A 13,471-nucleotide genomic window follows, 5' to 3' on the forward strand; every position below is an offset into this window, starting at 1 on the left:
ACCAGTTGCCAGTTTGACCAGGTGGGCCCAGGATGTCAACCACGAAATATGACGTAGGTAACAGCTGAGGCTCTCATACTGGGAGCGGTATCCACCGGCGGAAAGGGAGACGGATGTCCAAGGCGGAAGCGATCGTCGCGGGACTGGGCGGCGCGGGCAACATCGTGGAGATCGAGGCCTGCATCACCCGGCTGCGCACCGAGGTGCGTGACGGCGGCAAGGTGGACGAGGCCGCGCTGAAGGCCGCGGGCGCCCACGGGGTCCTCAAGTCGGGCAGCGTCGTTCAGGTCGTCGTCGGCCCCGAGGCCGACACCCTCGCCGAGGACATCGAGGACATTCTGTGAGCGTGCCGGTCCTCGCGCCGCTGCCCGGCCGGGTCCTGCCGATCGGCGAGACCCCCGACCCGGTGTTCGCCGGACAGCTGGTGGGGTCCGGCGTGTCGATCGATCCCGACCGCGATCGCGGGCCACTCGAGGTCGTCGCGCCCATCGCGGGCACGATCGTGAAGCTGCACCCGCACGCCTTCGTCGTCCTCGGCGCCGGGATCGGGGTGCTGGTCCACCTGGGGATCGACACCGTCAAGCTGGCGGGCGCCGGCTTCGAACTGCTCGCGGCGGAGAAGGATCAGGTCGTGGCGGGCGCGCCCATCGTGCGTTTCGACCCCTCCGAGATCGATGTCACCGGCTATTCGGCGATCTGCCCAGTGGTGGTGATGGATTCGGCGAAGGACTCGATCGTCAGCCCGGCGGTGGGCAGCGCGGTGGAAACCGGTGCGCTGCTGTTCGATACGCCCTGACCGGACGGCCGGTGCCCGCGCGCTCCGCGGCCGCGCGGCACCGGCCGCTCAGCGCACGAGCTGACCGGCCTCCACGGGCCAGTGCGCGGCCAGTTCCGCGAAATGGCGCTGGGTGCTCCACAACCGGTGATTGCCGATGACGTAGAACCGCCGCCGTGCCCGCGACACCGCCACGTTGAGCAGGTTCGGCGTCGCCGCGGCCCAGCGCCGGGCCGCGCCCGCGGCGGGCGAGGTGCCCAGGATCAGCACCACCACGTCCGCCGACTTCCCCTGCACATCGTGGATCGTGCCGACATTGCGCCGCGCGAAGTCCTCGCCGAGCACGTCCGCGGCGACCCGCGCCGCCCCGCGCGCCACATCGCGGAACGGGCTGAGCACCCGGACCTCGCCGGGGTCGATGCCGTCCTCGCGCAACCGGTCGAGCAGGTCGGCCAGCGCCTCGCCCTCGCCCGGGATCCACTTGCCCTCGGCCCGCTCGGACCGCACGTCGATCCAGGCGTTCGCGCCCGGGAACTCCGGACGCTCGGGAGTCCCGAAGAACAGCAGATCCCCGCCGTAGGCGATGCGCTGGGACAGCTCGAACATCGGCCGGTCGCAACGGCGGTGCACCCGCAGCGGGGTGCCGACCCATTCCGGCTCGCCGTCGTCGACCGGCGGCATCCAGGTGCCGAAGCGGGCGATCCGGTCCGCGGCGGAGCGGACCGAGGCCCGATCCGGCAGCCAGCGCTCGTCGAGGTCGAAGTGCTGGGCGAGGGCGCGCTGCGCCGAACTCGGCACGCTCACGACCGGTTCGAGCTGCCGGTGGTCGCCCACCACGACCGCGCGCCTGCTGCGCCACAGCGCCCCGACCGCCGCCTGCGGTGCCACGCGGCCCGCGTCGTCGACGAACAGCCAGCCCAGCGCTTCCCGGCCCAGCCCGGCGAAGACCCGGGGGAGGTCGGTGAAGGTGGTCGCCACCAGCGGGACCGCGAGGAACAACGTCTGCCAGGCCGCGGTGACCGTCTCGGGCCGCGGCGGGCGCGGCAGCTCGCCGCGGATCAGCGCGATCGCGACGGTGAGGTTGTCGCGCACGCGCGGGGCCGCGTTGAGCAGGAACGCCCGGTGCAGCCGCAGCGCCGCGACGAACAGCTGCCTGCGGGCGGCGGCGAAGGCGTCGTCGGCCCAGGGGCGGCACAGTTCGAACTGCTCGTCGTCGGCGGCCGCGTCGCCGAACGGGATCGTCGCCGCCCAGATGTCGCGGGCGCGCTCGACGGTCGCGATGGCGGCGTCGCGGCGGGCGGTCAGGTCGAGGTGCGCGGCGACGAGCCCGCGGCCGTGCTCGGCGGCCTTGGCCCATTCCTCGCGCGTGTAGTCGACTTCGGTCTGGCGCCTGCGGGTCTCGGCCTCGGCGGTGTGCCGTTCGGTGAGCAGCTCGTTGGTGCGCGCGCTCCACTGCCTGCCCGCGCGGAACCCGCTCGACAGCGAGCTGCCGAAACCCGGCCGTTCCCCGCCGTGCTCGCCGAGCAGCTTGCCCGCGCGGTGATGGGCGGCGTGCGCCGCCGCCAGATGTTCCTTGGCGTGGTGGTGACGCTCCCGCCAATGCGAGTGCGCGGCATCGGCTTCGGCGATGTCGGCCTCCACCGCGCGCAGCGACGCGTTGAGCCCGGGCAGCGCGGCGACCGCGTCGGCGACGGCCTGACGTTCGCGCGAGAGGGCGCGCACCTCCTCGCGGCACTGCCGGAAGTCGGCGACCGCGGTCTCCCAGTCCGGCACCGAATCCGGCTCGGCCTCGGCCCGTTTGAGGATGTCGAGCAGGCCCGGCACCGAGTCGACGGGGGCGGTGCCGCGCCGGCCGGGGGCGAACCGGTCACCGAACCACAGCGTCTGCGCGGTGGCGCCGGCCTGCCCGCCGAGCGTGGTCGCGATCAGTCCCCAGGCGGGCTCGCCGAGTACCAAGGAGGCCAGGTCGGTGAAGTAGCCGCCGCCGACCCCCGGCCCCACGGCCGCGACCTGGGAGATCTCGGCGACCATGTTCCGCGCGTCGGCCTCGTGCTCGGCCGCCAGCACCACCTCGTGCCCGCCCACCGCCTGGGCGAGGCGGTGCACCGACACCGGATAGTTGCGGGCGACCGCGACCGTCTCGGTCTGCACGGTGAACACCTGCGTCGGGTCCTCGAAGGTGGCCAGCTGGGCCGCCCGCTCGACCACGATGCCTGCCAGGGTGTCGCGCAGCATGGTGGTGGTCCCGGTGCCCGGCGGTCCGTGCACCGCGAAGACGCCTGCGTGCTCGCCGAGGTCGGCGGTCATCCGGTCGATGGCGAACTGCTGGCCGGTGACGAGCGGTTCGCCCGGCCAGCGGCCGTCGGGAATGCGTTCGGGGATCAGCCCGTCGATGACGACGCCCTGCTGCGCCCGCACGTCGACCCGCGCCGCCTCGGCGACCTCGTCCGGCGCGGACAGGTAGTCGGCCAGCGCGGCGCCGTGATCGCCGTGCCGCACGGCCGTGGCCACCCGGGCCAGGTCGGCGGTCAGCAGGCTGCTCACCGGATCCCGGTCGTCCGGCAGGTCCGCGTCCTTGGCCGCGACCTGCCTGCACACGACGCGCAGGCCGGCGGCGCGCAACTCGGCCCGCACGCCCATGGCGCCGCAGAGCTCGCCGACGAAGCCGTGCAGGTCCCAGCCGGTGACGCGGACCTCGGCGGGCTCGGCGGGGTCGGTGTCCTCGGGCCGGGCGCGCCGGGCGTCGGCCTCGGCCGCGTCGGGACGCGGCCGGTGGGTCGGCGCGGTCGGGTCGTCGGGGGCGATGGCGCCGAGGCGGCGGGAGAACTTCCAGGCCGACACCGCCGCCGGCCCGAACAGCTTCGGCGGTTCGACCGGGCCGGGGACGAGCGCCGCGCCGACCCCGCGCCCGACCGCATCGACGGCGGCGTCGCGCCACCGGTGCGCCCGTTCGGGTTCCTCGGGTGCGGCGATCGGCCGGGCCAGCGCGTCGAAGGCGGTGGCGAATTCCCCGGCGTCGTCGGCGAAGCCGTGCAGCCAGGCGCGGTCGCGGACGCCGGGGGAGCGCAGCCTGCTGATCGCCCAGGCCGTCGCCGACAGCCGCGCAGACCCGCGCACCACGAGGCCGTCGTCGGTGAGGGTCAGCGCGAACGCGGCGGCCGTGCCCGCCCGGCGGGCGTCGGGCTCGAGCGCGTCCGGCCCGAAGGCGCGCGCCAGCGCGTCGCGCACGCGCCCGAGTTCGAAGAGCCCGCCGTACACGTCGTACCGCCAGACCCGGCCCGCGCCCGGCGCGGGCAGCAGCGTGGGGTCCTCCCACGGCGCCGCCGCGTCGGGCTGCAGGTCGAGAACCACCGTTCCCGGTCCGGCGTCGGACCCGGGAACGGTACGAGGACTGAACATTTCGAGGCTCTGCCAGAATTCGACGAGCCGCGCGGCGTGCTCGGAACCGCCCACGATGCACCCCATTCCGTCGGCCATCATGTTGACAACCCGAACAACGGTACGCGATCGCCCGGGACGTCGCTGACCTGCGTCCCTTCTGGAAGCGTGTCCGGAAGCCGGACGATCCCGCCGTGGGTCGGGTCGTGCCCGCGGGACCCGGGCCGCCCGAACCGGCGGCCGCCCGGCACGAGTCCGAGCACCGCTCGCCGCCGGGCGACGCCCGCGCGCCGTGCGTACTTCGCCCGACCGGTCGCGGGGAGACCGACACTCACGGCCGGGGCGCCGTGACCTCTCTCGCCCGCCCCGCCAGCAGCCGCCCCGCGTCCTCGGCCATCCGCCACACGATGTCGGCCACCGGTTCGATCTCGGTGAGCAGGCCGACGCCCTGGCCCGCGTCGACCGGGATGACCTGCCGGTCATCGGATTCGATACCCGTGTGCAACTCGTCGCGGGCCTCGGCGCCCCCCGGATCCTCCCGGTGGCGCGCGAGGAAGGCGTTGTGCACCACCCGCGCGGGAAACCTGCTGGGCCAGGGGTATTCGAGGGCGGCGTCGAACGCGCTGGTCAGCACGGTCCCCGTGCCCTCGACGGTCGTCATGACCTGCCGCGCGGCGCCGCTGAGCAGCGATTCCTCCGCCGCGGCCAGCCGCGTCCCCACCCATGCCCCGGCCGCGCCCGCCGCCAGCACCGCCGCCAGGCTCCGCCCGGAACCGACCCCGCCCGCCGCGAGCACCGGCACCGACACCGTCTCCAGCACGGCATCGAGCAGCGGCAGCGTCGCCATGCCGTCGACGCCGTGCCCGCCACCCTCGCTGCCGCGCGCGACGAGGACGTCGACCCCGGCGTCCTGGGCCCGCCACGCCTCCTCGGCGTCGTAGACCTGCGTCACGGCCAGGATGCCCGCCGCGTGGACCCGCTCGACCCAGTCGAACCCCGCGCCGAAACTCACCGAGATCAGCGTCGGCCGCGCCGCGATCGCCGCCGCGAGCAGCTCCGGTTCCTGGGCGACCACCCAGTCGACGACGCCGATTCCCCAGGGGCCGACGATCTCCCCGGCCGCCGCGAGCTCCCGCTCCAGCGCCACCACCGATCCCGCGCTGCCCATCCCGATCATCCCCAGCCCGCCGGCCGCCGACACCGCGGCCGCCAGCCTGCCCCCGGCCGCACCACCCATGGGCGCGTTCACGATCGGTACCCGCAACCCCAACCCCCGCGACCACTCGGTCGACGGCACTCCGGCACTCCCGGTCACCGAACACCCCTTTCGTCGGTTGACCCGGAATCCTGCCAGCTCCGCCGCCTCGCGCCCGGCGACAGGCCGCGCGAGGCAGCGCCTTTCGCGGTCGCCGGCCGGACCGCGGGGTCCGGGGATCTTGCCCAGCCCCCTGAAATCACATTGCCCGCCAACGATTCTCACGCTCTACTGGATCAGGTGGTGAAGATCGCAGTCGGCGCGGCCGGTTTCCTCGTCCTGATCGCCGTCCTCGGCGACGGCGCAGGCAATGCGCTGTGCGTCCTGTCGATCGTCGGCCTCGTCGTCTGGCTGTTCGCGACCGCGGGACCCCTCGAGTCCCCGTCCCGCCGCCCCCTCGGCTACGCGCGCAGGCGCCCCGTCCCCGAACCCCGCCGTGGCTTCGACGAGGACCGGTCCGGCCACGAACGCGAGCGGTACCGGCCGTCCGGCCGCGACCGTTTCGCCGGGTACGGCCGCGACCGCGTCACCGGGTACGGCCGCGACCGGTGGGACGCCGCGGACCATCGGCGCGACCGCCGCGACCCCTACGCCGACGAGCGGCGGCACTTCTCGGGTGACGACCGCGAGGACTTCGACCGCTCTCTCCGCGCGCGGCGGGCGCCGGGCGACCACGAGCGGTGGAGTCGCGGCAGGCGCGCCGACGGTCGATGACGGCCGGTCGGCCGCGAGCCCACCGCCCGGGGCGGCTCCGGAGGACCCCCTACCGCGCCAATTCCTCGGCGACGACGTCCAGCCCGCACCCGGCGGCCCGGGCGACGAGCACCCCGCGCAGCCGGTCCGGCAGGTCCGCGCGCACGGAGACCAGGGCGGCCCAGGCGTCGCCGTCGTCCGCGCCCAGCACGCCGGCCATCGTCTCGAGGTCGGGCAGCGCGTCGAGGATCGTCAGCACGCGGGTGCGGGGCGGTCCGTCGACGCTGACCGCGAGGGGCAGCATGGCCGGTGCGGCCTCGCGCGCCTGCACGATCAGTTCCCGCAGCGAGTCGTCGTCCTCCTGGGTCACCCGGGTCGCGATGTGCTTGCGCTGCTCGGCGGTGAGGAACTGCACCAGCGGAAGCAGCTCCAGCCAGAGCCCCTGGCGGAGTGAGACATCGGAGATGCGGGTCAGCGTCGCCGCCTCGTGCATCACCGGCCGCTGCGCCAGGCGCGCCAGCCCCGGCTGCGCCATGCCCGCGGCGACGGGCAGCAGGGCGTCCCAGGCGTCGAGTTCGGTGACGGCCGTGAGCAACCCGTCGAGGATCTCGTCGTCCTGCCCGGCGACGATGTCGGCCATCCGCGCGCGTTCCCGCGGCCCGATGAGATCGAGCAGGGAGATGGCGTCGGCCCACTTCTCCTCCGCGTACATGGTCTGCACCATGCCGGGTACTCGGTCGTGCACCATGCCGAGCAGCCGCTCGGCCTCCGAGCGTTCCTCGAGGTGCAGGCCGACCTGGAGGATGTCGGCGTCGGCGGCCTGGGGCAGCGCGGCCCGCAGCACCGAGTCCGGCATCGATCCGGCCAGGCGGCCCATGGTCAGGTAGTCGCCGCGCTCGATGAGTTCGCGCGCGACCTCGGCGGCCAGCTTGTCGGGGACGCGCTCGATCACCTGCGCGGCGCGGCGCGCGTCCAGCAGCACCGTGGCGTCGGCGAGGAACCTCGGCGACAGCGACTCCGCGATCGCCACCGCCCGCGCGGGCTCCACGGCGCCCGCCACCGCGGCCGCGAGCGCCGGCCCCAGCGCCTTCTCCGCGACCAGCGCCGCCACCGGGCGCGGCACGAGCTTCACCGCGGCCGCGATGCGCTGCATCCGCTGCACGTCGCGGCCGGACATCTCGTCGGTGATCTGGTCGCGGAACGCCTTGATCGACTCCGGCGACCGGGTCAGCAGGAAGTCGAGTTCGGTCGGGTCCACCCCGAGCACGCGGGCGAGCTTGGCGATCTCGGCCATCGTGTGCCGCAGCCCGCTCACAGGCCGAGCACCTTCTGCACCGCGGGCCGGGCGAGCCGGGGGATCAGGTGCAGACCCTCGCCGAGGGCGGCGTCCATGGCCGCCTTCCGCGCGGCGAGCGCGGTCACGACGAGCCCGTCGAGCCGGGCGAGGTCCTCGGCGCCGAGGGCGGCGAACTCGGCGGGCGGGGGCGCGCCGAGGGTGGCGGCGAGCTGGTCAAGGCCATCCGGCACGGACAGTCTCCTTCGGTGTCACGAGCAATAACGTTGTGGCAAGGCCGATTACACGATAGCCGCGGATCGCCGCGCCGACCTGCCGGGACGGGGCGCGGCCGCCCGGCGGACACACGCCGCGCGAGTGCCCCACCGCGGCCCCCGATCCGTGGCAAGGTGAACCCATGAGGTCCACGTGCGCGGTGTATGTCGATGCGGGCTATCTGCTCGCTTCCGCCGCCACGCGCGTCACCGGCACCTCGCTGCGCAACGGCGTGCACGTCGACTTCCCCGACCTGATCAAGGAGATCCTGCGCGCCGCGCACGATCTGTCCGGGCTGCCGGTCCTGCGCCTGCACTGGTACGACTCGGCCAAGAACGGGGTCCCCGACCCGCAGCAGGAACGCATCGGCGAACTGCCCAGGGTCAAGCTGCGCCTCGGCCGTTTCGGCGTCGACGGCCAGCAGAAGGGCGTCGACCTGCGCATCGGCCTCGACATGGCGGCCCACGCCCGCAACCACGCCTCGGACGTATTCGTGCTCCTGTCCGGCGACGACGACCTCACCGAGGCGGTCGAGGAGGCCCAGGTGCACGGCGTGCAGGTGACGGTCATGGCCGTCCCCACCGCCGACGGCAAACCGCACGGCGTCAGCCGTCACCTGATCCGTGCCGCCGACGACCTCAGCCTGCTGCCCGGCGCGGCCATCGACCGCACCGTCATCCGCCGCCTCGTCACCCCCGAGACGCCGCAGCCGATCCCGGTGCCGGTGCCGAAACCGCGACCCAAACCGGCCGCTCCCACGTTCCCCACCCCCAACGACCTCGCCGCCCACCCGCGCCCGCCCGCCGCGCAACCCGTCTCGGCCACCGTGGCCTACTCCGGCGTCACCGGCGGCCCGGCCCACGTCATGCCCGGCTACGACTGCGCCGACGACGCCGGCGACGACCAGATCGACGCCGTGGTCACCAAGGTGCTGACCGCCTACCGCCAGAGCGCCACCCCGCAGGACCTCGCCGACCTGCGGCGCGGCCGCCCCTCCATCCCGCGCGACATCGACCGCGCGCTACTGGTCGACGCGTCGGAGGTGCTCGACGCCGAGGATCTCAGCGAGCGCATCCGCTATCGGCTGCGTGACCGGTTCTGGGACAAGGTCGCCGAACTGCTGTAGCCGTCACCCACCCGCGACCGACGGGATGATCATCACCTCGGTGGCGGCGTCGACCGGCGTGTCCAGGCCGTCGAGCGTGCGGCACTCGTCGCCGTCGACGTAGAAGTTCACGTACCGCCGCAGCGCGCCGCTCTCGTCGCGCAGCCGCCGTTCCAGCGCGGGGGAGCGTTCCCGCACGGCGTCGAGGACCTGCCGCAGCGTGCTCCCCTCGATCTCGAGCTCTCGTTCGCCCCCGGCGTGCGGCCGCAACACCGACGGCAGCAGGACCCTGGCCATCGCGCTATCCGACGACGGCCGCGCGCACGCACAGCACGTCGGGCAGTTCGCTCGCCACCAGCCGCCAGCGCTCGCCCTCGTCGGCGCTGCAGTAGACCTCGCCGTTGCGGGTGCCGAAGTAGATGCCGGTCGGGTCGGCGTCGTCGGCGCACATCGCGTCGCGCATGACCGCCGCCCAGAACGGAACCCGCGGCAGCCCTTCGGTCTTCGCGGTCCAGCTCACGCCGCCGTCGTCGCTGCGATATACCGCGCAGACGCCGTCGGGCGGGAAGCGGAACCGGTCCATCTCGGCGTCGAGCGGGAAGGTGTAGACCACGCCGGGCCTGCGCGGGTGGGCCACGATCGGGAACCCGAAGTTCGACGGCGGCAGGTCGGCGTCGATGGACTGCCAGCTCGCCCCGGCGTCGGTGCTGCGGAACACGCCGCCGTGGTTCTGCAGATACAGCGTGTCCGGGGTGCCGGCGTCGCGGGCGACCTTGTGCACGCACTGCCCCCATTCCGGCAGTTCGCCCGGAAGGAAGTCCGCGGTGACCCCCTTGTTCGTCGGCGCCCACGAATCCCCGCCGTCCGCAGTCTGATACACCCCGCCGGTCGACATGGCCACCGCCATCCGCCTGCCGTCGGCGGGGTGCGGCAGGATCGTGTGCAGCGCGAGACCGCCGCCGCCGGGCTCCCAGCGCGGGCGGTGCGGGTGCTCCCACAAGCCGCGGACCAGCTCGAAGGTCGAGCCGCCGTCGGCGGACCGGAACAGGGCCGAGGGCTCCACCCCCGCATACACCACGTCGGGCCGATCGGCGGGCGCCGGCGCGATCTGCCAGACCCCTTGCAGCGCGGCCCCCGTGTCCTCCGGGAAGGCCAGCGGGGCGTCGTCGGGTTCGCTCCAGGTCTCGCCCAGGTCGTCGCTGACGACCAGCGTCGGGCCGAAGTGACTGTTGAGCACCCCGGCCAGCAGGCGCGGCCGGGCCCGGCGCGTGTCGATGGCCAGGGCTTTCACGTCCGCGACGGCGAACTGCGGCGGGCTGACGGTCCAGGTCTCGCGGCCGTCGCGACTGCGCGCGAGGAACAAGCCCTTGCGCGTTCCGATCCCGAGCAGTACGTCCATCGCAACCTCCGAGAGGGTGGATCACCGCAACGCCGACGCGCCGAGCGTACTCCGGGATGCCGACAAGTCCCCCGGATCGGCGCCGATGAGCGATACTGGTGCGATCGTGCTCGCCCCGAGTCGGGAGCGTGACATTTCCGCGACCATTTCGTAATGTAGCGGAGACCTTGATTTCGAGAGTAGCTGGTGATCGACACAGTGCCTGGACAACATCGCACCACGGCGACCAACAAGCCCTGGAAGCCTGTCGCCGTCTGGGGTGTCGCGGCGACGCTGCCCTCCATGCTGCTGATGACGCTCAAGCCGAGCAGCCCGGAGGTCCAGACCGTCGGCGCCGTGCAGGCCCCCACCCCGGCCGCCGTCGACCTCGACGTGATCTCCGCCCCGCACGACGAGCCGCAGCCGCCGCAGGTGGACCCCGCCGAGGCCGAGATGTCGGCGCTGAAGGCGCTGCTCCCGTGCGGCACCGAGTTCAAGGGCACCCGCCCGCACGTCGCGCAGGTCGGCCACTTCCTGCAGAAGATGTTCGGCCTGGCCGACATCGGCGGCGCGAACGGGCGCTTCGACGGTGATCACGGCGCCGGCCTCGCGCTCGACCTCATGACCCCGAACGCCGGCGTCGGCAACGCCATCGCCGAGTTCGTGCTCGCCAACCAGCAGCGTTTCGGCGTCAGCTACGTCATCTGGCAGCAGCGCTACAACGACGGCAGCGGCTGGTCGATGATGGAGGACCGGGGCAGCCCGACCCAGAACCACTACGACCACGTGCACGTGTCGTTCGACGCCTCCGCGACCGACATCAGCCTCAACTGCTGAGGGCTCAGCCGATCGGCAGCACGTGCAGGATCGGCCCGTAGGCCCACTCCAGCAGCCGCACGGCGTCGTCCTTGGCAACGGCGCTGCTCGTGTCCGAGCTGTGCAAGACCACGCCGACCAGCGGGATCCCGGCCCGGACCGTCGCGAACAGCAGGCAGTGACCGGCCGCGTTCGTGTTCCCGGTCTTCATGCCGATCGCGCCCGGGTAGTCGCCCAGCAGCCGGTTCGTCGTCTCCCAGTGGTGCTCGCGGTTCCCCGGCCCGGCGGGCACGAAGTGATCCCGCGCGGCGACGATGTCACGGAACACCGGCCGCCACATCGCCTTCGCGCCGAGGGACACCAGGTCCGCCGGCGTCGAATGGGTCGAATCGTCGGTGGGGTTGGGCAGGCCGCTCGGATCGGTGAACTGCGTCCCGGCGAGCCCCATCCGCGCCGCGGTGTCGTTCATCTTCGCGATGAACCCCGCCTGCCCCGGCCCGAACGACTCGGCCAGCGCGTAGGCCGCGTCGCACCCCGACGGCAGCAGCAGCGCGTAGAGCACCTCCCGCGCGGTCAGCACCTCCCCGGGGGCCAGGCCCGCGGTGCTCCCGTTGTGCTCCGCGCAGTACCCGACCGCCTCGGCGGGCACGGTCACCGGCCGTTCGAGGTCGCCGCTGTCGATCACCACCACGGCCGTCATCACCTTGGTGATGCTGGCGATCGGCAGCGGCCGGTGCGCCTCGCGCGACCACACCACCGTCCCGGTGATGCCGTCCGCGAGGGCCGCCCCCGGCGCCTGGAGATCGACCGGTCCCGCCGCGGGCCACAGCCCCTCGGCACTCCCGGTCGGCCCCGCGACCGCCACGCCCTGACCCATCGCCATGACCAAAGCCCCAGCGAAGGCCGCGTGCAACACTCTGGCAAAGGTGCGCATCGGCACATTCTGACCCGGGGTCGCGCGGTTCGGCGGTATTGCCACGTCGGGACGCGGGTGTCGTCGTCGCGGGCCGGGTTCGATGACGCCTCCGCTCCGGCGGGGACCGTCGGCAGCTCGTGGCCTCTGCCGACCTGGCCCGGACACCCGTCCTGGATGTCGATCAGTCCCACGCAGGGCTGCGCGCGGCGATTCCGTGCCGGACGCGCGGCCATCAGCTCCGATTCGCCGTGTCCCTACGCCGCCGCATCGGCGGCCGGTCGGCCATCGTCGCCGGGATCGCCACCGGTAGGTCTATCGCGACCCCGACGTCGTCATAGGCCGGCAGGATGACGATCCGCCTTTCGGCCGCGCTGCGGTAGTCCGTACTGCCCGCGCTTCGAACCCGGAACGCTCGGCCGCGCGCGCCGCGCCTAGGTCTCGCCTCGGACCCGCGCCCCGACGGGTTCGCAGGCGCGAACATGCGTGGTTGGGCGCGGGCCGAGACCGACGACACGCCCACCGGTGATTCCGTCATCGGACATCTTCGGTCGACAAGAGATTTCGTCCGGTTCCGTCTCGGCAGCCCATTCCGCCGGGTACTCGACGGACCCAGCACCCGACCCGCTAATGCCCGCGCCGAGGCGAGTGACGAACGGCTGTCGACCGCCGCGCCGCCGCGCTGCTCTGCTCCCCGGAGGACTTCCCGCCTGTAGCGCGAAGCCTCACGACTCGACCTCACCGGATATTTCCACCGACTCGGCCGAGTTCGTCGTGCCCGGCCGAGGGCCGACGTCTCACCCGGGTACCGTCCACTCGGCGAATAGTGGAGTTCGCGTAATCAGCTATGGAAGAGCAACTTTCGCCCGAAATCGCGCCCGGGAAGCGCCGCCCCCGCCGTCAACATCACAGGGGGATTTCTGTCGAGCGAAACCGCAGCGCCGATCCGTGACGAACCTAGACTTCTGCGCAAGAGCGCGACAGAAAACAGGACGCCGATGCGGCCGCCGCGGGCCCGACAGCCACCGCGGCCCACGGCCCGGCGGAGGAGCACCGACATGACTCAGCGATCGATCCTCGGCTGGAAGCGCACCCCGCGCGACCTCCACTCCCGCGAAACCGCAACACAATTCGTCATCGACCGGGTGGAACGCACCGGCGCCGCCACCCAGCACGACTTCGACATCGACCTCATCGTCACCGCCGCCCACGACCAGACCGGCGACTGGGACCTGCGCGCCCTCCCCGAACCGGCCTTCTGGCGCATCGCCGCCACCTGCTTCAAGGACTGACTCACTCGCAGCCGATACCGTCACCGTCGCGATCGAGCCCGTATTCGTCGGGCCCGATCACCCGCACCCGGCCCGTATAGGCCGGCCCGTCGCCCCCGCCACCCGCGCAATCCACATCCGGCGCATAAGGCACGCACGGGTCATACGAAGGATGGCACTTCGACTCCCCCTGGGGTTTCGGGCAGAACTGCGCGGAACCGCTGTTGCACAAGAAATCGGTCACCGGATCGGCGGCGGCCACCCCTGGGCAGACGACCGCCCAGGCGACAGCGACACAGCCGAGCGACCGGGCCACACCCTTCCTCATCACCGCTCCG

14 protein-coding genes are annotated in these 13,471 nt (G+C 73.2%); 6 read left to right on the top strand and 8 right to left on the bottom strand.

What is annotated here, in order from left to right; translation table 11 throughout:
* Positions 1-113: 113 nt before the first annotated feature.
* Both ON36_RS07815 and ON36_RS07820 read left to right on the top strand, forming a co-directional pair.
* Positions 114-344, top strand: coding sequence for a PTS sugar transporter subunit IIB (locus ON36_RS07815; RefSeq protein ID WP_043649641.1), 231 nt, complete (start codon positions 114-116; stop codon positions 342-344).
* On the top strand, positions 341-796 hold the full coding sequence (locus ON36_RS07820) for a PTS sugar transporter subunit IIA (protein WP_043649644.1): 456 nt from the start codon (positions 341-343) through the stop codon (positions 794-796). Before ON36_RS07815 ends, ON36_RS07820 begins: the two co-directional genes overlap by 4 nt.
* 48 nt (positions 797-844) lie before the next feature.
* Here the strand turns inward: ON36_RS07820 and ON36_RS07825 are convergent, their stop codons facing one another.
* Together ON36_RS07825 and ON36_RS07830 are read right to left on the bottom strand one after the other, a co-directional pair.
* The gene (locus ON36_RS07825) at positions 845-4,255 is read right to left on the bottom strand and encodes a DEAD/DEAH box helicase (protein WP_052313737.1); all 3,411 of its coding nucleotides are present in this window, start codon (positions 4,253-4,255) and stop codon (positions 845-847) included.
* A 229-nt stretch (positions 4,256-4,484) separates the two neighbouring features.
* Positions 4,485-5,390 carry an NAD(P)H-dependent flavin oxidoreductase gene (locus tag ON36_RS07830; protein ID WP_373281782.1) on the bottom strand — a complete coding sequence of 302 codons (906 nt, stop codon included), beginning with the start codon at positions 5,388-5,390 and terminating at the stop codon, positions 4,485-4,487.
* A gap of 258 nt (positions 5,391-5,648) precedes the next feature.
* Here ON36_RS07830 and ON36_RS07835 point away from each other — a divergent pair, with 258 nt between their 5' ends.
* Positions 5,649-6,122 (top strand): hypothetical protein, encoded by a 474-nt coding sequence (locus tag ON36_RS07835; RefSeq protein ID WP_043649651.1) that lies wholly within the window; start codon positions 5,649-5,651, stop codon positions 6,120-6,122.
* 49 nt (positions 6,123-6,171) lie between these two features.
* Here the strand turns inward: ON36_RS07835 and ON36_RS07840 are convergent, their stop codons facing one another.
* Together ON36_RS07840 and ON36_RS07845 are read right to left on the bottom strand one after the other, a co-directional pair.
* Positions 6,172-7,416 carry a hypothetical protein gene (locus ON36_RS07840; RefSeq protein ID WP_052313738.1) on the bottom strand — a complete coding sequence of 415 codons (1,245 nt, stop codon included), beginning with the start codon at positions 7,414-7,416 and terminating at the stop codon, positions 6,172-6,174.
* Positions 7,413-7,628 carry a hypothetical protein gene (locus ON36_RS07845; RefSeq protein ID WP_043649655.1) on the bottom strand — a complete coding sequence of 72 codons (216 nt, stop codon included), beginning with the start codon at positions 7,626-7,628 and terminating at the stop codon, positions 7,413-7,415. Before ON36_RS07845 ends, ON36_RS07840 begins: the two co-directional genes overlap by 4 nt.
* 164 nt (positions 7,629-7,792) lie before the next feature.
* On the opposite strand from ON36_RS07845, the gene ON36_RS07850 reads away from it, so the two are divergent.
* Complete coding sequence (locus ON36_RS07850) at positions 7,793-8,776, top strand: NYN domain-containing protein (protein ID WP_083884974.1); 984 nt, start codon at positions 7,793-7,795, stop codon at positions 8,774-8,776.
* Positions 8,777-8,779: 3 nt separating this feature from the next.
* On the opposite strand, the gene ON36_RS07855 is transcribed toward ON36_RS07850, so the two are convergent.
* Entirely contained in the window at positions 8,780-9,052 is a 273-nt protein-coding gene (locus tag ON36_RS07855; RefSeq protein WP_043649659.1) for a MoaD/ThiS family protein, read from the bottom strand.
* A gap of 4 nt (positions 9,053-9,056) precedes the next feature.
* Complete coding sequence (locus tag ON36_RS07860; protein ID WP_043649663.1) at positions 9,057-10,154, bottom strand: WD40/YVTN/BNR-like repeat-containing protein; 1,098 nt, start codon at positions 10,152-10,154, stop codon at positions 9,057-9,059.
* 198 nt (positions 10,155-10,352) lie between these two features.
* Between ON36_RS07860 and ON36_RS07865 the strand changes: the two genes are divergently transcribed.
* Positions 10,353-10,970 carry a VldE C-terminal domain-containing protein gene (locus tag ON36_RS07865; protein ID WP_043649754.1) on the top strand — a complete coding sequence of 206 codons (618 nt, stop codon included), beginning with the start codon at positions 10,353-10,355 and terminating at the stop codon, positions 10,968-10,970.
* Between the two features lie 4 nt (positions 10,971-10,974).
* On the opposite strand, the gene ON36_RS07870 is transcribed toward ON36_RS07865, so the two are convergent.
* Positions 10,975-11,832 carry a D-alanyl-D-alanine carboxypeptidase family protein gene (locus tag ON36_RS07870; protein ID WP_245557981.1) on the bottom strand — a complete coding sequence of 286 codons (858 nt, stop codon included), beginning with the start codon at positions 11,830-11,832 and terminating at the stop codon, positions 10,975-10,977.
* 1,088 nt (positions 11,833-12,920) lie between these two features.
* Here ON36_RS07870 and ON36_RS07880 point away from each other — a divergent pair.
* On the top strand, positions 12,921-13,154 hold the full coding sequence (locus tag ON36_RS07880; protein ID WP_043649671.1) for a hypothetical protein: 234 nt from the start codon (positions 12,921-12,923) through the stop codon (positions 13,152-13,154).
* A gap of 1 nt (position 13,155) precedes the next feature.
* Here the strand turns inward: ON36_RS07880 and ON36_RS07885 are convergent, their stop codons facing one another.
* On the bottom strand, positions 13,156-13,461 hold the full coding sequence (locus tag ON36_RS07885) for a hypothetical protein (protein ID WP_043649757.1): 306 nt from the start codon (positions 13,459-13,461) through the stop codon (positions 13,156-13,158).
* Between the last annotated feature and the right edge of the window lie 10 nt (positions 13,462-13,471).

Source organism: Nocardia thailandica NBRC 100428 (assembly GCF_000308795.1).
Lineage (GTDB): Bacteria > Actinomycetota > Actinomycetes > Mycobacteriales > Mycobacteriaceae > Nocardia > Nocardia thailandica.

Bases quoted from the DNA above. Each gene is read 5' to 3' on its own strand.
- ON36_RS07815 (WP_043649641.1), top strand. From the start codon at position 114: ATGTCCAAGGCGGAAGCGATCGTCGCGGGACTGGGCGGCGCGGGCAAC.
- ON36_RS07825 (WP_052313737.1), bottom strand. From the start codon at position 4,255: ATGATGGCCGACGGAATGGGGTGCATCGTGGGCGGTTCCGAGCACGCC.
- ON36_RS07830 (WP_373281782.1), bottom strand. From the start codon at position 5,390: ATGGGTGGTGCGGCCGGGGGCAGGCTGGCGGCCGCGGTGTCGGCGGCC.
- ON36_RS07850 (WP_083884974.1), top strand. From the start codon at position 7,793: ATGAGGTCCACGTGCGCGGTGTATGTCGATGCGGGCTATCTGCTCGCT.
- ON36_RS07855 (WP_043649659.1), bottom strand. From the start codon at position 9,052: ATGGCCAGGGTCCTGCTGCCGTCGGTGTTGCGGCCGCACGCCGGGGGC.
- ON36_RS07860 (WP_043649663.1), bottom strand. From the start codon at position 10,154: ATGGACGTACTGCTCGGGATCGGAACGCGCAAGGGCTTGTTCCTCGCG.
- ON36_RS07870 (WP_245557981.1), bottom strand. From the start codon at position 11,832: ATGGCGATGGGTCAGGGCGTGGCGGTCGCGGGGCCGACCGGGAGTGCC.
- ON36_RS07880 (WP_043649671.1), top strand. From the start codon at position 12,921: ATGACTCAGCGATCGATCCTCGGCTGGAAGCGCACCCCGCGCGACCTC.
- ON36_RS07885 (WP_043649757.1), bottom strand. From the start codon at position 13,461: ATGAGGAAGGGTGTGGCCCGGTCGCTCGGCTGTGTCGCTGTCGCCTGG.